Below are 22,131 nucleotides of genomic sequence, written 5' to 3' on the forward strand. Positions count from 1 at the left end.
CTAAAATGAGCTCCCATTTTTATTTTAGACATCAACTAGTAACATCTGGTGCATATTTAAATTCAATCGGTAATTTCTTAGATTTTATTTCACCCAAATTATACGATATATCTCTAATATTCCCTACGTTTAGTAATATATCTTTGTCTTGTGGTTGAGTAAGAATAAAACGATATTCTTTCTGAAATTCAAAAAATTTCCGTTTATAAAAAAGTGCTTTGGGTGGAAACTTTTCGAACTCTTCTTTGGATAAAGGATGTGACTCCGTTTTATCATCATAATATTTAATTACTCCACGCAACATATGTAACCCATCTTTTTTACAAGCTTTATTAATCCTTGTAATCAATTCACCAAAATCACCTAAAAAAATTAAATCTCTTCCAGCGAATTGTTCTGCCAATTTTTCTTCTATCTCTGATTTAAGCTTGATTTCACCTGTTTTTTCATCAAACTTCATGTCATTTGGGGCAGATAGCATTACAAAACAACATATTGGACAATCTTTCAATTTCTCATGTTCTTGACGATAAACCGCTCTTTCAAAATTTATTGGTACTTCTTCCCCATCAACGGTAATAACAAACTTACTTGTCTGTGAGTCTATCACTTCACTCCAGACACCTTCCCGTTTATCTCCAATACCTTTATCAATTTGCTGTTCCTCCAAATCTATAAAATAGCTATTCCGAGCAAAATAAAAGTTACCATCTAAAGTGCTTTCTGTAAATTGCTGTTCCACGCATTTAAATAAAAAATAAGAATCTTGGTCTTGGTTTTCGGTCAAATAAAATCACTCCTTTGTATCAATATTCTATTTATTCCATTATATCACATTCACCAGAATATACGTTTGGTATTTTGACATACATAATTTTTAAAATTCATTTATAAAAAAATACACTAAACAAATTGTTTAGTGTATTTTCAGGAAGTTATATTACTTTGATAATTCCTCTATATTACTCCTGTCTACATCCCAAAATAAATATAGTGTCTCTACCAAACGTGGATAAAACAAATTATAAGCTTTCAATTCTTCTAATAGCCATTCGTTTCCCTTCAAATATTTCACATAATAATATAGCATCATCATTTCACTAGGCGAAAACTGCGAGAAGAATATTTTTCTATAGATTTTATTATTCTGATTGTTATTTTCTCTGTCTTCCATTTCGTATGGACTCTCTTGGAGAAACTTTATAATTGTAGTTATGCTATTAAAATAACTTCCTAAAATACCATCATACTTAAGATGAAATATCTGATAAGCTTCATCAATAGACTTTTCATCAGGTTTAGCATACGCATAATTTATAAATTCTTTAATCATCTTGTTATCTTTTTGAAATGCCCCCACATCTCTAAAATCTAATTTATGAAAAGTACTTAATACTTCTTCCTTGTTACTTATTTGAACTTCTTCGATATCCGGAATTTCTTTTGTGTTTAAATATGCAAATAAACCAACAATTTCATTGTAATCATCTGTTTCATACATCTTTTTAAATGTAGAATTCGCAATTTTAAAATACTCGTCATTGAAGGCTTGCAAGCATGATTTAATGACTTCATTTCCTCCAATATCTCCAATTTTTAATCTATCTACACTATTTCGATGTAAAGTAACCATGTTAAAAAAGGTTGTTTCAAATTGCTGTTTTTTCATCGTTTCATTGGTGATTTTAGTTTCTTCTCTTGATGCTTCAGCTTGTTGTACTGATGCAGCTGTTTGCTCAACCAATTGGTCAATACTTTTCCTACTAATCTTCAGTTCTTCACGTTGCATAATATTAGTAGCAATTAGTAAAAATACACTAGCTCCCGTTAAAAACGTTACCGTTGTTCCTCCAATGTAATCTCCTACTTCTCCTAAACCTTCTAAAACATCAGCTAAATTCAAATAATAAGCTATAAATGGCATAGCTACGGCAATTGGCACTAAACCAAAACCAATCCACGTGAAAACCTTTTCCCACTTTTCTATGTTTTTGTTTTTTTCGTTATCCTTATTAGCCAAGCATTTTCTCTCCTTCACTTGCTCTTATCAATTAACTTATTATAGCAATTAATCTAGTTATTTACTATATTTCCATGCACACATTAACTTCACGAGTTATACTTCTCGACGTTACTATTAAGTTGTTCCCTGAACGTCACCATGATACGAGCTTATCTCGTAAATCTAAAGTATAATAGCGATATATTAATTGGTTTATACGGAGGACAGCCACATGGAGAAAATACCTTTAGTTGAAAAAACATTTAAAAGGAAAGACAAATCTATAACACTTCGCCATCCAAATGTTCGATATGCTAAAGAAAAGCATTTACTAAGAAAAGCAATACCAATAACATACGAAATGATTTCCTATAATACAGAGCTTTGCGGTTTTGATATTGTTTCCTATGGAGAATTTAAAGGAGTTGCTACTAAAATTACAACAAAATGTTGTAATTTTGATTGTGATGATACAGCGGAAAAAACATATTCTAATTTCATCAACCAAGAAAGATATCCTTTATGTAAAAAATGTCAATTATTAATTTTGTCTATAAATAAAAGCAATAAACGACCAGTTGTAGCCATTAATGGTTCTGAAAGAATTGAATTCGAATCCGTTTCTGAAGCTGGTAAAAAATTAAATTCTTCGAGACAAACTGTTTATAATGCTTTAAAAAGTGGTAAAAAACATTCCTCTGGTTACCGTTTTGAATTTCTTGATTAATCATCAAAACCACCAGTTCTTGGAGCTTGGTGGTTATTTATATTCCGAATACATTCCTATTACATATAAAAAGCTACGCTCCTATTGGGCGTAGCTTTCGTTTGTTTTCCATTTAATATGTAAGTGTGGAACTTCATCTGTTTTTCCATACTTCCATTCAATCCGCTCAATGTCACAATTTTTCGAGGAAGTTTCTCCTGTCATCTATATTTCTTTCCAATATAATACTAATACATTTATATTGGAGGAATGAACATGATAGATAAAAAGAAACACAACTTATATTCTACATGGAAAAATATGAAAGATAGATGTTATTGTAAAACAAATGGAAATTACAAATATTATGGCGCTAAAGGTGTTACTGTTGATGAACGTTGGCATGATTTTGATAACTTCGTTTATGATATTGATAACCGAATGCCCAATGGACATTTACTATATAATCGTGACTATCATTTAGACAAAGATTTAAAAGGCGGAAAAATATATTCACTTGAAAATTGTGTGGTGCTTCTCCAAAAAGAAAATTGGGAAATGGCATATCGAAAACAACAAAAACAAATTGTTGCAATAAATGAAAATGAAGAAACTACATTTCAATCAATCTCTGAGGCGGGTCGAAATTTAAACATTCCACGTAACACAATTCAACATTATTTAAAGAATGGAAAACGACACCCTATTGGTTATCATTTTAAATATTGTTGTTAAAATCCCTTGTAGAGTATCAATCAAATATGTATAATTGTGTTAATAGAGTTATCGGAAAAGTTGAATTATCAACAATTATACATATAATGATACCCCATATTCACTTCCAAACCTTGACAGGGTGGAGGTCGTGAGTTCGAACCTCTCCGGGGTCATATCGGGAAAATAACGGTCTATCAACTGATAGACCGTTATTTTTGTACAGTGATTTAATTGACAGAACTGGCAGTTACTTGTTTTTCCTTAATGGCCTTGATAATCGATCCTGTAGCAATTAAAAGAGTTCCCGCGATAAAGAATGCTGCGCTAAGTACAAAGAATGCTGTAAGTAAGTTCGAGTTAATAATGTAGTTGTACGCGTCTCCGCCCACATAAACATGTTTATTTAACTCACTATATTCACTAGCCATATAGTACCCTTCAATTTTGTCAATTCCCTTATATAGCAGTACCGCTGAATGTACGTAAAAAATTACCGCCCAAATTATCCATTTTTTCATGATCGTATTTACTCCTACTGTCTACTTTACTATTTATTACATGATCGAACTTATCCAATATTTATTCAACTGGAATAAGTTTAACTTGCTCTGCTGTCTTGATAATATCACCAGTGCCGGTAAAGAAAGTATAATCTCCACGACCTACCGAACTATTGCCCAGAATGGTATTTACTGCCGCTGAACCACTCTTGCTATCGTATACAACAAAGTTACTACCACGACCTACTGCTGTAGCCTTATAACGACCAGCTGGGACATCTTTACCTACGATATATTCACCTGCACCTAGCATTCTAGGTTCTTCTTGCTTAGCCTTAACACCATCTGTAAGCTTCTGTAGTTCGCTCGTCTTAGTTTGGATGTCCCCGTCCAACTTGCCTACTTCTCCCTTTTTAGCCTCTACATCTTTACCTAGTTTATCAACTTCTGATGTTAATTGATTCTTATTAGCTACTAGAGCCAAAGTCTCTTCTACTTCAATTTTTTTATCAGCAAGCTTCTTTTGTTCTGCATCAATACCTTCTTTGACTTTGCTCTTCGTGTAACTTAATTCGTTCTCTTTTTCTTCTGCTTTCGCTTTTGCCTCTTCATATGTAACCTTTTCTTTTTCGATAGCAACCTTGGCTCCACTAGCGCCAATTGAATATGAAATTACTAATCCAACGATTACTGCTAAAGTAATCCATAACTTCTTTGACTTTAAAATTTTCATAATTTATTCCTCCAATTAAATTCATTATATTAATATATCATATTTTCGAAGTATTTATAACTTAAAAAATGTAAGATTCTCGATATGATATCCCACTAATTCCTCTCCCGTCTTGAATGGATTTTATGACCGTACTTACTACTATCCAGATCACAAACACACCTCCGTATATACAAATTTTTTCCTTTCCGATTACTAACATTCTATAGTTAATATAAATAAGTAATGTTATTATATTTTAATGGATAAGATTTCAAAACTTTCCATTATAATCACAGCATAGAACTACACATAAGGAGCAACGGAACATGAAACATAAAAAGCATTTATCTATCGCATTAATCGCACTTACTATTACTTCAGGAATAGCCGGATGTAGTAATGGAGCATCATCAACACAGTCCACCACGGTAAAAGCAACAAACACTGAAACAGAGACACAAAATACAAAGGATATTAAAGCAGCTCTTATTGCGAAAGCTGATGCTGTCTCTAAAAAAATCGATGAAGCTTCACAAAAATCAGGATGGATAGAAGCTACAGATTTCCCTGATATTGCATCTGACCTTCAACTTTTAGCAATCACAGTGGGGATGGAACATGAAAAACTAGTAAATCATAATGAATCATTACGAAATAAAATTATGGATGTAAAAAAGAAAGTTTCTGCCTTTTCAAATGAAGAAGCAACCGTAGCAAATGAAAACCTAACAAGCGGAAACGTTATTTATCAAGCTATACTAATGGACAATTTTCACAATATTTTAGATGAAGTGAACTTAGGCCACAGCAATAACGATTTGGCAACACTCGTTTCTATAGATAAATCCTCGCCTGAAGCCGAGATTATTAAGCAAGCTCGAGAGGGTATTGAAAGCATCGAGAAATACACGTATCCAACTATACAAAGAATAGAAACAAACTTTAATAAATATCCAAGTTCCTTTTCTGATAAAGAATTTAAATTAATCGGTGAATCTATTAATAATTTAAAATCGTCTCTTGAAAAGCAACTTAAAATGATGAAACAATTTGATGGAAATACTGAGAATAGTGAACTGGATTATGAATATCTCTTAAAATCAGCTACAGAAGATTATAAAAAAGCTGAAACAAACATCGAAAAGCTTGAATCTTCTTGGAACATAGTATATACGAGCAAATAAAGTGAAACTTTAATCACTCGTTATAACTATATTTTTATAGATTGCATAAAAAAAGATGCCAGCAAATGCTGACATCTTTTTTACTACGTTCAAATTCGCACTCTAACATGTTGTGAACATCATTCTTTTACAAGAACTAAATCACTTCCCACCAAACATCTTCTCCAAAGACTTCGCATTGGCAAACAATACTTCTTTCAAGTTATCATCTGCAACGATTTTATAGTCGCCATCTTTGTTTTTCTTTAAGTTCAATGTAACTTCGCGAGTTGCCATGATTGCATCTTTATCTGATAAGTGTTTGACGATAGATGATGTCATCGTTTTTTCGATTGCTTTTTCAGACTGCTCCTTGTCTTCGCTAAAAGCACTAGCGAAAGCCATTGGCATAACTTCTCCCACTGCTTTTGTTACAGCAACGGATAAATCGGCAGATGTAATTTTCACTTTCACTTCTGCTTTGTCATCTTTTTTCGATACTTCTTCTGGCTTTTCAAATTTAAAGTTTTTCGTAATTGCACTCAGCATTGCTTTTGCCTCAGCATCATCTGTTTTTTCATTTAGTTTATTAAATTCCTTGTCACTCTCAACAAATGTACGAGCCTTTTCTACATCACCTTTTTGTATCGCTGTTAAAAATTCTTCTGTCGTATCTTTCGGATTTGCACACCCTGCTAAAACTCCTACTGTTAATCCTACTACCATCATTAACAGCAATAATTTCTTTATCTTTTGCATGCTCATTCTCCTCTTATCTTTTCTAGTAAGTCATCACTATATAATAGTATGAAACTGACATTACAAACATTTTTTAGTATAGCATTTATATGATTCATTTTCTATTCATTCCCAAAAGATAAAGAGCCTTGTAGCATTCCTACAGGCTCTCTTCTATCAATCCGTATCCGTAGCACAAATTAACCACATTTTATGTTCCTTACTATCTAACACCATCCAAGTATTATCCCATGCAACATCGTAAAACCAATTTGTCCAAGGAGCATGACTTTCGAACACTATAATATCCTCATAACGATCTTGGAACATGTATTGGCATACATCGCTCGCTAATTGCTTCGCGATTACCATTCTATCCGGAAAATATTTATATGCTCCTCCTCTTATAATTTGAAATGCAATACTCCCATCAAGCATTACTGCGCTTCTATATTGAAATTGAAACTTATATTTTTCTGATGTATGTATTTTTAATTCCTCTAAGTCTTTGATTATATCTAAAGAGTTGAAAATTTTTCTAAAAAAATGCTCGTATCTATCTCTTTCATAAGGTATTTCGTTGAAAAATTGTTCGTCATTTACTTTAAAACAGCTGATTATTGCGCCACCATTTAAGTTTTGTTCCTTAAACGTGTTTATAATTTTCTCAACAGATGAGTCATTCGTTTCGATTTTTTCAAACGTTCCTGCTTTCCATCTCATAACGCCCACTACTCTCTATTAAAAATTTGTTTCTTCATTATAAATAGCAAAATAAAAACCTTACTCAAGTAAGGTTCATTCTATAGTGACTGATTTATTAAAACGATCATTACGATAATCGCTATAAACATAACAACTAAACAGCCGATCATTTTATAAAAGCCTCGTTTCGTTAACGTCCCGCCTTGAACGTCTTTACGAATAAATAAGAATACGGCTAAAAATAATACAAGCCCAATGCCAAAAGCATACATCATTTGCATATGTTAATCTTCCTTTCTCTCTTCCATCTTAATATCTTTTCGATAAAACAACAAATGAGATAAAAACTGTACTCATCGTAAGTGCCATTAGTATGTTCAATAGTTCAGTAGCAGATAGTGTAAGTATTTTTAAGTTTAAGCCGAAAGAGAAAAGAAGATAATATGCCGTTAGCGCAAAAAAGCTGAAGAACATTCCTTTATAACGAATGAGTTTCATTCGCTCATCTTTTTCTTTAAATTGTGGGTGTAAGTAACTTAAACAGAAACACATAATCATCATCGCAAGTACTGTATACGTTGGAGCCGGTGGTGCGGAATGCGTCATTATGCCCGCTAATACCATAGTTCCGCTCATAATAAAGAAAATAATTCCCATAATTAAAAAGTACTTTTGTGAATAGTTCATCCCTATTCCTCCCCTTCTTTTCCTCCATAAATAAATACATGTTCTATCGTTGTCTGAAATGTTTTTGCTATTTCAAATGCTAGCGGAAGTGATGGATCATATTTTCCCTTTTCAATTGAAATGATGGTTTGTCTGGAAACTCCAAGTTTCTCAGCCAATTTTTCTTGAGATAGTCCAAATTTCTTGCGGTATTCGACCATTTTATTTTCCAAGGAAATTTCTCCCTCCTCCCTTATACCGAGTATATATGTAAAGTAAGCTTTACGTCAAGTTTCCTTTACATCCATTATGTTCATTTTTCGTTCTATTTATATAGAAGAAACTTTTTCAGTTTCAGCACGTCTATTTTGAAATGAAACATGGAAGAATGTATATATCCGTTACTATATCTCCTCCCCTTTTCTATGAAAATTTAATATCTCCCTATTTGTTTTATCCTTTTAAAATATTTCATTCCCCTCTTTATTCCATGAGATGCGTTATTGGTTTTACGTTGTTTTTCGTCATATTTACAGAAACTAACTGTTTATGAAGCATTTTTTATGTTTAGCAACTTTTTTTGTAGAAATCCTTCACTTTCCTTTCGATATTTAACACTATCTAAATAAAGTTTACGATAAATTCATAATTTTTTATTTTTTATACTATATTCCGTTATATTGTTGTATAATATCAATGAAAGCGCTTATTATTTCAATATACATAATTCGAACTCGATTTTATCGAAACATTCTAATTATTATACTTATATTTACATGCAACAATTTTAGTTATTCGTGTAGGTATACCAAATATATCCACCCTGTTTTTCTGTGAAATTACTTTATAACATGAAAGATTAACTTGGGTGATAAGTTATTGTGAATGTTTTTTTACAAAACAGATAAGTAATAGTGTTTGGTATTATGTAAATTATTGTAATAACATAAGAGTAAAGAAAACATTTACATTGATTATTGGTTCATCAATTATTGAAAAGAGCAAAATGCACCTTTTGTATGGAAAAAGGATTATATGCATTGGGAGGTTTAAACAAATGACGAGGAAGAATACAACGACAAACCCTTGGGCCAAGTTCCACGGTCCGAACCTTGGTTATGTTATTGAGCAGTATGATCTTTACGTAACTGGAGCAGGTTCTGTTGATCCGGAATTACAAGAGCTTTTTGAAATTTTTGGAGCTCCTTCGTTTCAAGATGATGTCGTAACAGGGGACAACACAGCAACACATTTTTCTCCTCAAAACACAGGGAACATTGAAAAAATTCTTAAAGTCGTTCAACTTGTTGAACAGATTCGTTCTTTCGGGCATACGTTGGCTCACATCAACCCGATGGAAGATGCTGCTAATGGACAATCTCTTCTTGAGAAAGCAATGAACGAACTGAGTGATGCTGACTTGAAAGCGATTCCAGCGAAAACAGTATGGCAAGATGCACCAGAAGGTATTCACACTGCACTTGATGTAATTCATAGATTAAAAGACGTTTATACAAAATCTTTAGCTTATGAATTTTCTCATATACAAGATAGTGAAGAACGCGCGTGGTTGCATCAAATGGTGGAATCAAATTCATTGCGTCAACCACTATCAAATAAAAAACGAACTGCTCTTTTAAAACGTTTAACAGCTGTTGAAGGTTTCGAGCAATTCTTGCATAAAACATTCGTTGGGCAAAAGCGTTTCTCTATCGAGGGCGTTGATATGCTTGTGCCTGTTCTAGATGAAATTGTTCTAGAAGGTGCAAAGAACGGCGTAGAAGATGTCATGATTGGTATGGCTCACCGCGGTCGTCTAAGCGTACTTGCACACGTATTAGAAAAACCATATAGTCACATGTTTGCTGAGTTCAAACATGCAAAAATAGAAGGCGCAGTGGCAAACTCTGGATGGACTGGCGACGTGAAATACCATTTAGGTAGAGAACAAGTCGTTAGTAATGAAGAAGTTAGCACTCGCGTTACATTAGCAAATAACCCGAGTCACCTTGAGTTCGTTAACCCTGTTGTGGAAGGTTTCGCACGTGCGGCTCAAGAAAATCGTAAAAAATCTGGTCTTCCAGAACAAGATACTTCAAAATCATTCGTAATTTTAGTTCATGGCGATGCTGCATTCCCTGGTCAAGGTATTGTATCTGAAACGTTGAACTTAAGCAGATTGAACGCGTACCAAACGGGCGGAACAATTCATGTTATCGCAAACAATGCAGTTGGTTTTACGACTGATAGCTATGATTCTCGTTCTACGAAATATTCAAGTGACCTTGCAAAAGGTTTCGATATTCCGATTGTTCACGTGAACGCTGATGATCCGGAAGCTTGTCTTGCAGCTGCTAACCTTGCGATTCAATATCGTACATTGTTCAAAAAAGATTTCTTAATCGATTTAATTGGTTACCGCCGCTACGGTCATAACGAAATGGATGACCCAGCAGTTACACAACCACAAGTGTACAAAAAGATTAAAAATCACCCAACTGTAAGAGCAATTTATGCAGATCAATTACAAGCTGCTGGTGTTCTAAATGCAGATGAGGTTGAAACAATTACACAGTTTACGCAAGAACAATTAAAGTCTGACTATGCACAAGTACCACCAGCTGATACGAGCGATGCAACAATTCACGTTAAAGTACCAGATGTTGTTGCAAAAGGCATTCAGCCAATTGATACTGGTATTGAGCTTGACTCACTTCGTGCAATTAATGAAGGTCTACTATCTTGGCCAGAAGGCTTTAACGTATATCCGAAAGTGAAGAAAATTCTTGAGCGCCGTAAAGATGCTCTTGAAGAGAACGGTAAAATTGAATGGGCACTTGCTGAGTCATTAGCATTCGCTTCTATTTTACAAGAAGGTACGCCAATTCGTTTAACTGGTCAAGATTCACAGCGTGGTACATTCGCGCACCGCCACATCGTATTACACGATACTGATACAAATGAAACATATTCACCATTACATCGCTTACCAAACATTAACGCTTCATTCTCTGTTCATAACAGTCCGTTATCAGAGGCTGCTGTTGTTGGTTACGAGTATGGTTATAACGTATTCGCTCCAGAAACGCTTGTTATGTGGGAAGCGCAATATGGTGACTTCTCAAACACTGCGCAAGCATTATTTGATCAATATGTTTCAGCTGGAAGAGCAAAATGGGGTCAGAAATCTGGTTTAGTTCTTCTATTACCACACGGTTATGAAGGTCAAGGACCAGAGCACTCTAGTGCACGTCCAGAGCGATTCTTACAGTTAGCTGCTGAGAATAACTGGACAGTTGCAAACTTAACGAGCGCGGCACAATACTTCCATATTTTACGTCGTCAAGCATCTATCTTAGGAACAGAAGCTGTTCGACCATTAGTATTGATGACGCCGAAGAGTTTATTACGTCACCCACTTACGCTTTCAACTGCTAGTCAGTTAAGCGAAGGACGTTTCCAACCTGCTCTAGAACAAGAAAACCTTGGTGCAAAACCAACTAAAGTAAAACGTCTTGTTTTAAGCACAGGTAAAATGGCGATTGACTTAGCAGCAGAAATTGAGTCTGGTAAACATGAGTATAACTTAGATGAAGTTCATGTCGTTCGTATTGAACAGCTGTACCCATTCCCTGCTGAGAAAGTTCAATCTATTATTAAACGCTTTAAAAACTTAGAAGAAATTATTTGGGTTCAAGAAGAACCTCGTAATATGGGCGCATGGCATTACATGGCTCCAATTCTGTTCGAACTTGCTGGAGATAAAGTGAAAACAGGTTATATTGGACGTCCAGATCGCTCTAGCCCATCTGGTGGCGATCCATTCGCTCACAAAGCTGAGCAAGAACTAATTGTTGCACACGCTTTAGATGTGAAATATAACTTCCGTCAAGATAAACAAGAAATTGAAGTTTTCAGCAACTGAAAGTAACAATGAAGGTTTCTAGCCTGCTCCCCGGACAGATATTCTGCCCGGGGGCAGGCTAACAAATGGAGATTACCGAAGACAAAAGAAGAAAAAACACACCGTTAGGCAAATAAGGGGAGGACATTTAAAATGATCGAAATTAAAGTACCTGAGCTTGCAGAATCTATTACTGAAGGAACTATCTCACAATGGCTTATCAACGTAGGTGACAAAGTTGAGAAAGGTGGCAGCGTTGTTGAGCTTGAAACTGATAAAGTCAATGTAGAAATCATTGCAGAAGATTCAGGTATTGTATCGAAGTTACTAGGCGAACCTGGGGATACAGTTGAAGTTGGCGCAACTATCGCAATTTTAGATGCAAACGGAGCACCAGTTGCAGTAAGTACACCTGCACCGGCTGCTGAACAGCCAAAACAAGAAACAACTGAAGCACCGAAAGCTGCGGCTCCAAATGCTGAGCAAGCTGCAACTTTACAAGGTTTACCAAATACGAACCGTCCTATCGCATCACCAGCTGCTAGAAAAATGGCTCGTGAATTAGGAATCGACTTAAATGACGTACGTAGCACAGATCCACTTGGACGTGTGAGACCACACGATGTACAAGCTCATGCTGCAGCACCAAAAGAAGCACCAGCTGCTCCAAAAAGTCCAGCTCCTGCTCCAGTTGCAAAAACGGAATTCGAAAAACCAGTTGAGCGTGTGAAAATGTCCCGCCGCCGTCAAACAATTGCAAAACGTCTTGTAGAAGTTCAACAAACATCTGCAATGTTAACAACATTTAACGAAGTTGATATGACTGCAATCATGGAATTACGTAAAGAGCGTAAAGACGCTTTCGAGAAAAAACATGATGTACGTCTTGGTTTCATGTCATTCTTCACAAAAGCAGTTGTTGCAGCATTAAAACAATTCCCATTATTAAATGCTGAAATTCAAGGCGACGAGCTTATCATTAAAAAATTCTACGATATCGGTATTGCAGTAGCAGCTCCAGATGGACTAGTTGTTCCAGTTGTACGCGATGCTAACCAATTAAACTTCGCTGAAATCGAAAGCGAAATTCGTAATTTAGGTATGAAAGCACGTGACAACAAACTTTCATTAAAAGAGTTACAAGGTGGTACATTCACAATTACAAACGGTGGTGTGTTCGGTTCTCTAATGTCAACACCGATCCTAAACAGCCCGCAAGTTGGTATTTTAGGAATGCACAAAATCCAAGTACGTCCTGTTGCAATTGATGCAGAACGTATGGAAAACCGTCCAATGATGTACATCGCTTTATCTTACGATCACCGTATCGTTGATGGTAAAGAAGCAGTTAGCTTCCTTGTTGCTGTTAAAGATATGCTTGAAGATCCAAAATCATTATTATTAGAAGGTTGATGGATTAATAATCTATTACAGGCTGTAGAATGAATCATTCTACAGCTTTTTTTTGCGTTCATACGGGACAAATTTCATGACATAAGCTAATAATGTATGCCTAGAACGTAAGGAGGATTAAAATGAGTAACCTTCCAATTGATGCAAAACTTAAAGCAAATAAGGATACCTTCTTCCTCCCCGACTCAAACGGGGGTGTCTATTTTCGAAATAACGCCAGTTCATTTCGTATGGACGGTGATGGAATTTACAACTGGATTGAAAAATTAATGCCGATGTTTAACGGTAATTACTCTTTAGCAGAAATAACCGATGGTCTCCCTCTCCCCTATCAAAATCGTGTATTTGAAATCGGAGAGATTTTATATGAAAATGGTTTCGTTCGGGATGTAAGTCAAGATGCACCTCATGAATTAAACAGCGCGCTACTCGACAGGTATGCTTCGCAAATTGAATTTCTAGAAGCAGATTCTCATTCAGGCGCTTTAAAATTCGAAACGTATCGCGCGGCAAATGTCCTTATAGTTGGTTCTGGAGATATGCTTACATCCTTAGTTTCTTCTTTATTAGAATCCGGATTACCTACCTTTCATTACCTTGTGACAGATTATGAGGATACGAATTACGACCGCATTTATGAGCTAATAGTACGTGCACATGAAGTAGATGATACTGTACTAGTTCAAGAAATAGATACGACAATTGATCGTCCCCTTCATGAAGTGTTCGAGCCTTTCGACTGGATTTTGTACGTTTCTCAAAATGGAGATATTGAAGGTTTAAGAGCTGTTCACACGATTTGTAGAGAAATAGGAAAGAAATTCATACCGGCCGTCTGTTTATCAACACTTGGTATAGCTGGCCCTGTCGTAACAGCGAATCGTGAAGAATGCTGGGAATCCGCATGGCATCGACTACATGAAACAACTTTACAAAATGAACATTCAGCAGCATCATTTTCACCTATTACATCTGCAATGTTAGCAAATATAATCGTTTTTGAATTATTTAAACATGTTGCTGATGATTCACACCGGGAAAAGAATCCCCAATTCTTCTTATTAAACTATGAAACACTCGAAGGAGCATGGCATCCTTTTATAAAACATCCTCTCGCAACTGATGAAAGTTTTACAATTGATACGATAGAAAATCTTTCTGAACAACTTGAATATCGTTCTAGCCAACATACTTCAACTGATTTATTTCGTTTTTTCGATTCATTAACTTCTAAAGAAGCTGGTATATTCCATGTATGGGATGAACAAGATTTACATCAATTACCGTTATCACAATGCCATATTCAAGTAGCTACACCACTATCAGATGGTCCTACTTCCCTCCTGCCTCTTATGACTTGCACTGGTTTAACTCATAATCAAGCGCGCCGAGAAGCTGGTTTAGTAGGAATTGAAACTTATGTAGCAGAAATTATGCACCGCCTTATCCCTGAACATAACGATATCGGTATTGGCGCTGGGGAAACGATGACAGAAGGTGTATACCGGGCAATACAACAACATTTAAATAACAAATTGTATGAACGGCAATCACATATGCTAGAAGAAATTACGACAGTCAACTTAACCGAAATTCATGATAAACATTGTAGATTTTATTACGATGCTCTCGCTACAATTCATGAAACACCTAAAATAGCAGTAAGTGAAGAGATTCTCAGCTTTCCAGTTGTTTGGGTCGGTATAAATGATCGATGGTACGGTGCCTCTAATATTAATACGACGTTAGCGTTACGAAACGCACTACAACTATCACTTCTTCACATTCAAAATGAAGAGACTCCTTACAGAGCTAATATCTTGCCTGAATCCTCTATTATTTTATATGACACGGATTCTTTTAGGTTAGAAATACAAGCGGAAGAAGAAATTCCAAACACGCAATCAGTACAGCTTGCCTTACAACATTTAGAAGAACATAATTTTTATCCATTCGTGTTTGATTTAGCAATTGAACCTTTTTTGAAAGAAAACTTAGATGGTGTGTACGGGGTATTAATTGCAAAGGAGGATAGTCTATGACTCAAAATATATTGCTTATAGGAGATGGCTTACTTGCAGACTATGTACACAATCAATTAAGCGAACAATTTTCCATCATTCGCCAACATACTATTACAGACGAACTCCCTGAAAATATTCAACTCGCTCTCGTATTACACGATGGCTCTCCTTCTGCTATTCATCATGATGCGGAGCTAATTTTCCGTTCCAATCAAATTCCGTGGTTACGCGGGTTTACTTCATTTGGTGAAGGTATTATCGGGCCTTACATTCATCCTCTTGCAAATGGATGTACCCATTGTGCCGATGGACGACGCTTTATCGCTGGCTTTGATCAAAAAGAAATGTGGGAGCTACAACGAAAATACGCGGTAAAAGAAGATAACGTAACGAGGCGTGATGTACGTGCCACCCAAAATGGCATGTTACAAATGTGCCATCTTATTTGCGCAGAGACAGAGAAAATATTAGCTCATCACCCTTCTTCTTTAGAAAATGAACTCATTTTACTAAACTTACAAACACTGCAATGTACGCGGCATTCTTTTCTTCCAGATCCCCTCTGCCCTGTATGCAGCAATTTGCCTGATGACACAGCAGATGCAGCTGTGATTTCATTACAACCGAGCTTAAAAACAAGTGATACAACATATCGCTGTCGTTCCATTCATGAACTAAACACATTTTTAACGAGAGATTATTTAGATTACCGCGTCGGTATGTTGAACGGAAAAATGCAACATTCTTTATTACCGTTTGCTGACGTTATTATAAACATGCCATTAATGTTTGGAAATGAAGGGGTCGCAGGTCGAACTCTTTCATTTGCGATAAGTGAAGCAACTGCTATTTTAGAAGGTTTAGAACGATATTGTGGTATGTCACCTCGAGGAAAAAAGACGAATGTGCATGGTAGTTTTCATGATTTAGAGGATTATGCACTGAATCCCCTCTCCCTCGGTGTACATACAAATGAACATTACAATCGCGATAGTTTTCCCTTTAAACCATTTGATCCTGAATACAAACAAAATTGGGTATGGGGATACTCTTTACTACAAAATCAGCCGATTTTAGTTCCTGAATCGATCGCTTATTATAGCCTCGGTCATCGAGATGCTTACGTATATGAAACATCAAATGGATGTGCTATTGGTGGTAGTTTAGAAGAAGCAATTTTTCACGGCATTTTAGAAATTGTAGAGCGTGACGCCTTCTTGCTCACTTGGTATACGGAATTACCTCTTCCCCGCCTTGATCTTAGTTCGGCAAATGATACGGAATTACAATTAATGATTCAGCGGCTATACACGATTACTGGTTATGAATTACACGCTTTTAACGCAACGATGGAACACGGTATCCCAAGCTTATGGGTAATTGCGAAAAATACGCGTGAAAATGGAATGAACGTTGTTTGTGCTGGAGGCTCTCATTTGGACCCAGTCCGCGCTTTAAAGAGTGCCATTCACGAAATAGCAGGCATGTTACTTATAACAGATGATGAACTCGAACAAAAAAGAGAGCACTACGAAAACTGCTTACAAGACCCTTATCTCGTAAGTAAAATGGAAGACCATAGTATGCTGTACGGATTAAAAGAAGCGGAAGAACGTCTTCACTTCCTTTTACGTGACGATGCACCAGTGCAATCGTTTCAAGAAATGAATGCATTACAATCAGTTAATCTGGATTTAACATCCGATCTTCATCAACTTTTAAACCGTCTAGAGCAATCTGGACTTGAAGTAATCGTTATAGATCAAACAGTACCTCTTATAGAAAAGAACGGATTACATTGCGTAAAAGTCATTATTCCAGGCATGTTACCGATGACGTTCGGCCACCATCTCACTCGGGTTACAGGACTGGATAGAGTGTATACCGTACCGATGACGCTTGGATATAGCACTGAGCCTTTAACGAACGAACAATTAAATCCACATCCGCATCCGTTTCCATAGTAAAGGAGGGGATTCTATGCAGCTGGATACTTTTTTACATCATCTCCATTTTTCTATCGATGAAATTATGCCGAATCAGGAAGTGGACTGGGAAGATGCACCGCTTCCTTATAAATTATATCGAAATGTACCTGTCCTCCCTCTCTCTTTAGAAATCCCATTATTTTTACCTAACTCTTCTACTACACCTACTTTGAAGGAGATTGGTCATTACCTTTGGTCCTCATTTGGTTTAACACAATTATGTCAGCTAAATAGCGAGAAAATTTTATTCCGAAGATCTATCCCTTCAGGAGGCGCTTTATATCCAAATGAATTGTATGTATATTTAAAGATTGACGGTTATCCAGACGGCATTTACCATTACGACGCTGCGCATCACCGGCTTGTTTTACTTCGCGAAGGAAATTTCGATTCTTATATTTCGGAAGCACTTGGCAATCGTTGTAACATACAGTCTTGTTTTGGCGCTGCATTCGTATCCACTATGTTTTGGAAAAACTACTTTAAATACAATAACTTTTCATATCGACTTCAAGGATTAGATAGTGGCGTTCTCATCGGACAATTACTGGAATGTGCCAAACAATTCGGTTTCACAAATGGCGTATACTTTCAGTTTCTAGACCGGGCAATCAATCATTTACTTGGCCTATTAGAAGGCGAGGAAAGTGTGTATGCGGTTGTTCCTTTAAGTACAGAACCACAAAATGATTGGTTTCATAATGATTATCGTGAAAATAAAACAGTTACTTCTCATGAGTTGTTGCAGCAAATTCCGCCGTTAACACATGAACATTTTGTTCGCTCAAAACATGTAAATGAATATCCGCTGATAACAAAAGTAAATGAAGCTTCTATGATCGAATCGACAGCACATTTCCAAACACTACATCATAAAGAGCACTTTCAACATAATGTGCACGCTGTACAGCTACCGAAAGTAAAGCGATTATCATATGACTTCTTACAACTTTGCAAACAACGGTATTCTCCTGATGCTGATTTTACTTTAACGAAATGGGATGCAGCAGAGCTCGCTACTTTACTACAAGAAGCGAGCCTCTCCTTCCCTTATTACAACGATCTTGACGGTAAGTATATAAATGAAAATGCGCGAGTTTCATTATATGGATGCTTCTATAACGTAAAAGATATAGAAAACGGTGCTTACGCTTATAACAGTAAAACTCATTCCATACAACCTATACGGTATGGAGACCTTCGTTATCCCCTTCAATCTATTATGACAATGGATAACGTAAATCTTTTTCAAGTACCGCTTTGCTTACATGTAGTCGGAAAGAAAGATTACTATACAAATACATTAAGCTATAGAGGATACCGTATTCACCAAATGGAAGCTGGTATACTCGTTCATAGACTCGTATTCGCCGCAACCGCAATGGGAATGGCTGGGCACCCTTTACTTAGCTTTGATACAAATTCATGTGATCAGTTGTACGGAATAGATGCTGGAAATGAAACGTCTCTCATTCAAATTCCTGTCGGGGCGTATCGGGCGCGGAATTGGTTAAAAGGGGATTTGTGTAATTAGAAGCACGCCGGTGGACGGCGTGCTTTTTTACTAGATTAATTTAAAAATACTCTTAATTTGTCTCGCGAATAACCAATTTTTCGTACCGTAGTTATCATTTAAACTATCTAAATTGATAGATTGTCCGTTAGCAAACTTTAATTCTAGTGTTGTATTTTTGTCATTTGTTTTTAAGTTGCTATGTGTAATGGCATCATACTTTAATTTTTCAATTTCAACATATTCGTCTTTTTCTTGTCCAATCACGACATGATCTTGGAAGAAGAACAATACTTCTACTTTCTTACCGAAACAAAATACATTTTTCGTATAAATTAATGTCGCATTATCAAGTCCGACGCACACTTCTTTCATCTCTTCCACAACGTGTCCAAAGTCTTCTTCATGTCTTGCATTTGATTCAGCAATCCATTCTTCGATTGTTTTCATATTAATTGCCATACTGTGCCCCCTGGTTCGTTCATTGCTTTATTTTAAAATAAATACTATATGAAAATATAAGCGATAAGTACTATGTTTTCAAGGGCGAATGGTATATTCAAAATAAAGTTAAATTTCAAAGTAATATACTAAGAGAATCCATTTCATTATATTTTAAACGTTTGAACGAGACATTCTTCATCATCGATGATCTGTGTTTTCTCATCAAATTCGATGTTTAGCTCCCTATATACCTTTTTCCAAAAAGAAACCGCTGGTACATTTTTCATAAGTTCGATAACGAAATATTGTCCTTGTTTCTCTTTTAGTACATTCTCAATAACTCTTTTACCTATTCCTTTTCCCTTGTACTGATTCAATATGAAAATGTCATTTATGCTAAAGTCGTTTTCCTTCTTCAAAAACGGACGTTCCAACAATAATAAAAACCCTACAATACTATTTTCAGCTTTTATAAAATACGGAGTGATTCCGTCATTTTCCCAAAACATGTGCAAATCTTCGTATTCAAAAAATCCATTTGTCCCAATCGTTATATTAGGAGTGAATGTAGAGAGGTCATGAAGATATAGTGCATATAAATTACGTAATATTTCTTTTTCTGATTCTTGAACTATTTGAAGTGTTACAACCATTTAAAAAATCCCCTTCCCCTATATGTAACTGTTTCTCCCTCTTTATTATTCGTTAAAAAAGTTTACCTACCTTTGCAAAAAAAATAGCACTTAAAAAGTGCTATTCTGCTCGCCTTGCCGCTTGTTGAATTGGATCCCAAACACTGTTATATGGTGGTGCATAACTTAAGTCGACATCTTCTAAATCGTGAATGCTTATTTTATTGAAAAGTGCCATTGCGATCACATCAATTCGTTTATCTACCCCTTCTTCTCCTATTACTTGTCCGCCTAATAATTGTTTCGTGTCAGAGCGATATAATAATTTCAAGGAAAGTGGTTTCGCATTTGGATAATAGCCCGCCATATTTGTAGAATCTACTTTGACCGTTTTATACGGAATATGTAGTCCTTTTGCTTCTTTTTCATTTAAACCTGTTCTTGCAAGCGTCAAATTCATAAATTTAATAATACCTGTACCTAACGTTCCTTTAAAAGCTCTTCGTTTATCAAGCATATTCAGTCCAGCAAGTCGCCCTTGTTTATTAGCAGTCGTTCCGAGCGGGATATGATCATGAATTTCCTTTATAACGTGGTAATGTGTTGCACAATCACCAGCTGCATATACGTCTTGCACATTCGTTTGCATATATGCATTTACTTCAATTGCTCCTTTATGATTTGTACGTATATTTGTTCCTTCAAGAAAATCCGTATTTGGCTTCACTCCAACTGACACTAAAACAAGATCTGCTTTATACGTTCCTTTATCCGTTTCAATTTGTTCCACTCTTTCGCTCCCTTTAAATGCTTTTACATTTTCATTCGTTAAAATTTCAATATGATGTTTATCTGCTTCTTTATGTATATACTCTGCCATATCTGCATCATAAATTGTACCGATATGATCATTTCGCTCAATCATTCTTACTTTCTTACCAAGTTCGACGAATGTCTCTGCCATCTCTAGTCCAATCGCACCGCCGCCAATAATTGTCACATCTTCAACTTTATTCGTTTCTAACGTTTTTAATATGTGCTCAGCATCCGGAATTGTTTTCAAAAGATGAACGCCTTGTAACTCTCGTCCTTCCCATTCTGGCATAACCGGACGCACTCCAGTTGCAATTAATAAGCGATCGTACGGAAATTCAAAAACATCTTTCGTCTTCGTATGCTCTGCGTACACCATTTTCTTTTCCGTATCTACTTTCGTTACTTCATGACGCACTTTCGCATCAATGCCGTATTTATCACGAAACGTCTTCACATTACGCGCAATTAATTTTTCAGTTGAAGCGATAGCACCACTAATGACATACGGTAGCCCACACTGAGCGTACGAATAAATTTCACCTTTTTCTAACGTTACAACATTTGCATTTTCATCGTTTCTAACAATTTGCATAGCTGCACTCATACCAGCTGCATCTCCGCCAATAATGACATAGTTCACTTTACCACTTCCTTTTTTAGTTAGTAAACATACTCTTTACGTTTTCCATCTTTCATAAAAATAACACCCTATTTCCATTCTAAAGAAACAAGCTTTAATTCACAAATATTGTGCAAAAAATATGATACATAGGCAAGTGTGGTGTCTTTTCAGAAAGTTATTTAATATACTATAGCAGTCGCGCTTGAAAGTAGGTGAAATGTATATGTGCAGTAAATTCCTTTCTTCGCTTCCAGAAGAACCAAACGTCGCTTTACCTCTTGAACAAGAACTTTCCATTAATGCTGTCATTCAAAGTTCTAGCTCTAGCTCTAGTTCTAGTTCTAGTTCTAGTTCTAGCTCCAATTCTAATTCTAATTACAATTCTAACTCTAATTCTAATTCTAATAATCGTCCGAGTATTAGCGACTCCTCTCAAACAATCTGGAAATCAACTTTATTTTCTTCTGCGTCGCACCCTAATCAAAATATATATCCTGTTGGTGTCGTTAAAATTGTAAACTTATCTGAGGATACTATAACTGTAATTACATCAAAAGGGAGAAATTCAGAACTAAAAATAAAAGTGCCACCTAAATCTGAAGCCTCATTAACTTCAAGTTCTTTGTGCACCATTCACGCTAGTACGACAGGTAGATCAAGTAGGGTTAATTTCTTATTACAACTATTTTTTTCACGTAGCCCCGCTACAGAATAACATGAAAAAGGTACAGTATAAAACTGTACCTTTTTCATCAGGCTGTGGAGAAAGTCTTCTCCACAGCCTGTTTTTGTGTCTGAACCTCTTTTTATGTGTCAACACTGATAAAAAAGAGGAAAAGGAGAGATTTCTTATGATGGGTGCT

General features: G+C 35.9%; 21 protein-coding genes. 9 read left to right on the plus strand and 12 right to left on the minus strand.

Annotated features, from left to right (window positions below):
• Positions 1-31: 31 nt before the first annotated feature.
• Positions 32-787 carry a hypothetical protein gene (locus tag ACTFOB_RS20410; RefSeq protein WP_153592756.1) on the minus strand — a complete coding sequence of 252 codons (756 nt, stop codon included), beginning with the start codon at positions 785-787 and terminating at the stop codon, positions 32-34.
• Between the two features lie 153 nt (positions 788-940).
• Entirely contained in the window at positions 941-2,020 is a 1,080-nt protein-coding gene (locus ACTFOB_RS20415; RefSeq protein ID WP_153592757.1) for a putative phage abortive infection protein, read from the minus strand.
• Positions 2,021-2,234: 214 nt separating this feature from the next.
• Here ACTFOB_RS20415 and ACTFOB_RS20420 point away from each other — a divergent pair, with 214 nt between their 5' ends.
• Together ACTFOB_RS20420 and ACTFOB_RS20425 are read left to right on the plus strand one after the other, a co-directional pair.
• Positions 2,235-2,729 carry a hypothetical protein gene (locus ACTFOB_RS20420; protein ID WP_440025402.1) on the plus strand — a complete coding sequence of 165 codons (495 nt, stop codon included), beginning with the start codon at positions 2,235-2,237 and terminating at the stop codon, positions 2,727-2,729.
• Positions 2,730-2,984: 255 nt separating this feature from the next.
• Positions 2,985-3,443, plus strand: a complete 459-nt coding sequence (locus ACTFOB_RS20425; protein WP_440025404.1) for an NUMOD1 domain-containing DNA-binding protein — start codon at positions 2,985-2,987, stop codon at positions 3,441-3,443.
• A 209-nt stretch (positions 3,444-3,652) separates the two neighbouring features.
• On the opposite strand, the gene ACTFOB_RS20430 is transcribed toward ACTFOB_RS20425, so the two are convergent.
• Positions 3,653-3,943, minus strand: coding sequence for a hypothetical protein (locus ACTFOB_RS20430; RefSeq protein ID WP_440025406.1), 291 nt, complete (start codon positions 3,941-3,943; stop codon positions 3,653-3,655).
• A gap of 61 nt (positions 3,944-4,004) precedes the next feature.
• Entirely contained in the window at positions 4,005-4,658 is a 654-nt protein-coding gene (locus tag ACTFOB_RS20435; RefSeq protein ID WP_440025408.1) for a hypothetical protein, read from the minus strand.
• Between the two features lie 308 nt (positions 4,659-4,966).
• On the opposite strand from ACTFOB_RS20435, the gene ACTFOB_RS20440 reads away from it, so the two are divergent.
• Positions 4,967-5,824 (plus strand): hypothetical protein, encoded by an 858-nt coding sequence (locus tag ACTFOB_RS20440; protein ID WP_440025410.1) that lies wholly within the window; start codon positions 4,967-4,969, stop codon positions 5,822-5,824.
• Between the two features lie 141 nt (positions 5,825-5,965).
• Here the strand turns inward: ACTFOB_RS20440 and ACTFOB_RS20445 are convergent, their stop codons facing one another.
• The 5 genes from ACTFOB_RS20445 to ACTFOB_RS20465 all read right to left on the minus strand — a co-directional run bounded on the left by ACTFOB_RS20445 (position 5,966) and on the right by ACTFOB_RS20465 (position 8,145).
• Positions 5,966-6,562 (minus strand): hypothetical protein, encoded by a 597-nt coding sequence (locus ACTFOB_RS20445; protein ID WP_140160041.1) that lies wholly within the window; start codon positions 6,560-6,562, stop codon positions 5,966-5,968.
• A 156-nt stretch (positions 6,563-6,718) separates the two neighbouring features.
• The gene (locus tag ACTFOB_RS20450) at positions 6,719-7,264 is read right to left on the minus strand and encodes a hypothetical protein (RefSeq protein WP_440025412.1); all 546 of its coding nucleotides are present in this window, start codon (positions 7,262-7,264) and stop codon (positions 6,719-6,721) included.
• An 80-nt stretch (positions 7,265-7,344) separates the two neighbouring features.
• Positions 7,345-7,527 (minus strand): DUF3976 domain-containing protein, encoded by a 183-nt coding sequence (locus ACTFOB_RS20455; protein WP_001178300.1) that lies wholly within the window; start codon positions 7,525-7,527, stop codon positions 7,345-7,347.
• Positions 7,528-7,555: 28 nt separating this feature from the next.
• Positions 7,556-7,933, minus strand: coding sequence for a permease (locus tag ACTFOB_RS20460; protein WP_440025414.1), 378 nt, complete (start codon positions 7,931-7,933; stop codon positions 7,556-7,558).
• Between the two features lie 2 nt (positions 7,934-7,935).
• Positions 7,936-8,145 (minus strand): helix-turn-helix transcriptional regulator, encoded by a 210-nt coding sequence (locus tag ACTFOB_RS20465; RefSeq protein ID WP_071722192.1) that lies wholly within the window; start codon positions 8,143-8,145, stop codon positions 7,936-7,938.
• 824 nt (positions 8,146-8,969) lie between these two features.
• On the opposite strand from ACTFOB_RS20465, the gene odhA reads away from it, so the two are divergent.
• The 5 genes from odhA to ACTFOB_RS20490 all read left to right on the plus strand — a co-directional run bounded on the left by odhA (position 8,970) and on the right by ACTFOB_RS20490 (position 18,775).
• The gene (odhA, locus tag ACTFOB_RS20470; RefSeq protein ID WP_440025416.1) at positions 8,970-11,837 is read left to right on the plus strand and encodes a 2-oxoglutarate dehydrogenase E1 component; all 2,868 of its coding nucleotides are present in this window, start codon (positions 8,970-8,972) and stop codon (positions 11,835-11,837) included.
• Positions 11,838-11,969: 132 nt separating this feature from the next.
• The gene (gene odhB, locus ACTFOB_RS20475) at positions 11,970-13,229 is read left to right on the plus strand and encodes a 2-oxoglutarate dehydrogenase complex dihydrolipoyllysine-residue succinyltransferase (protein ID WP_000569904.1); all 1,260 of its coding nucleotides are present in this window, start codon (positions 11,970-11,972) and stop codon (positions 13,227-13,229) included.
• 122 nt (positions 13,230-13,351) lie between these two features.
• Positions 13,352-15,271 (plus strand): putative thiazole-containing bacteriocin maturation protein, encoded by a 1,920-nt coding sequence (locus tag ACTFOB_RS20480; RefSeq protein WP_440025417.1) that lies wholly within the window; start codon positions 13,352-13,354, stop codon positions 15,269-15,271.
• Positions 15,268-17,217, plus strand: coding sequence for a TOMM precursor leader peptide-binding protein (locus ACTFOB_RS20485; protein ID WP_440025419.1), 1,950 nt, complete (start codon positions 15,268-15,270; stop codon positions 17,215-17,217). The genes ACTFOB_RS20480 and ACTFOB_RS20485 overlap by 4 nt, the downstream gene beginning before the upstream one ends.
• A gap of 16 nt (positions 17,218-17,233) precedes the next feature.
• On the plus strand, positions 17,234-18,775 hold the full coding sequence (locus ACTFOB_RS20490) for a SagB family peptide dehydrogenase (RefSeq protein WP_440025421.1): 1,542 nt from the start codon (positions 17,234-17,236) through the stop codon (positions 18,773-18,775).
• A 30-nt stretch (positions 18,776-18,805) separates the two neighbouring features.
• On the opposite strand, the gene ACTFOB_RS20495 is transcribed toward ACTFOB_RS20490, so the two are convergent.
• The 3 genes from ACTFOB_RS20495 to ACTFOB_RS20505 all read right to left on the minus strand — a co-directional run bounded on the left by ACTFOB_RS20495 (position 18,806) and on the right by ACTFOB_RS20505 (position 21,286).
• Entirely contained in the window at positions 18,806-19,216 is a 411-nt protein-coding gene (locus ACTFOB_RS20495) for a DUF3908 family protein (RefSeq protein ID WP_440025423.1), read from the minus strand.
• A 146-nt stretch (positions 19,217-19,362) separates the two neighbouring features.
• Entirely contained in the window at positions 19,363-19,851 is a 489-nt protein-coding gene (locus ACTFOB_RS20500) for a GNAT family N-acetyltransferase (RefSeq protein WP_440025424.1), read from the minus strand.
• Positions 19,852-19,951: 100 nt separating this feature from the next.
• The gene (locus tag ACTFOB_RS20505; RefSeq protein ID WP_440025426.1) at positions 19,952-21,286 is read right to left on the minus strand and encodes an FAD-dependent oxidoreductase; all 1,335 of its coding nucleotides are present in this window, start codon (positions 21,284-21,286) and stop codon (positions 19,952-19,954) included.
• Between the two features lie 205 nt (positions 21,287-21,491).
• Between ACTFOB_RS20505 and ACTFOB_RS20510 the strand changes: the two genes are divergently transcribed.
• The gene (locus ACTFOB_RS20510) at positions 21,492-21,983 is read left to right on the plus strand and encodes a hypothetical protein (RefSeq protein WP_440025432.1); all 492 of its coding nucleotides are present in this window, start codon (positions 21,492-21,494) and stop codon (positions 21,981-21,983) included.
• Positions 21,984-22,131 lie beyond the last annotated feature (148 nt).

Origin of the sequence: Bacillus cereus group sp. MYBK79-1 (assembly GCF_051915365.1) — a bacterium.
In the GTDB taxonomy this organism is placed as follows: domain Bacteria; phylum Bacillota; class Bacilli; order Bacillales; family Bacillaceae_G; genus Bacillus_A.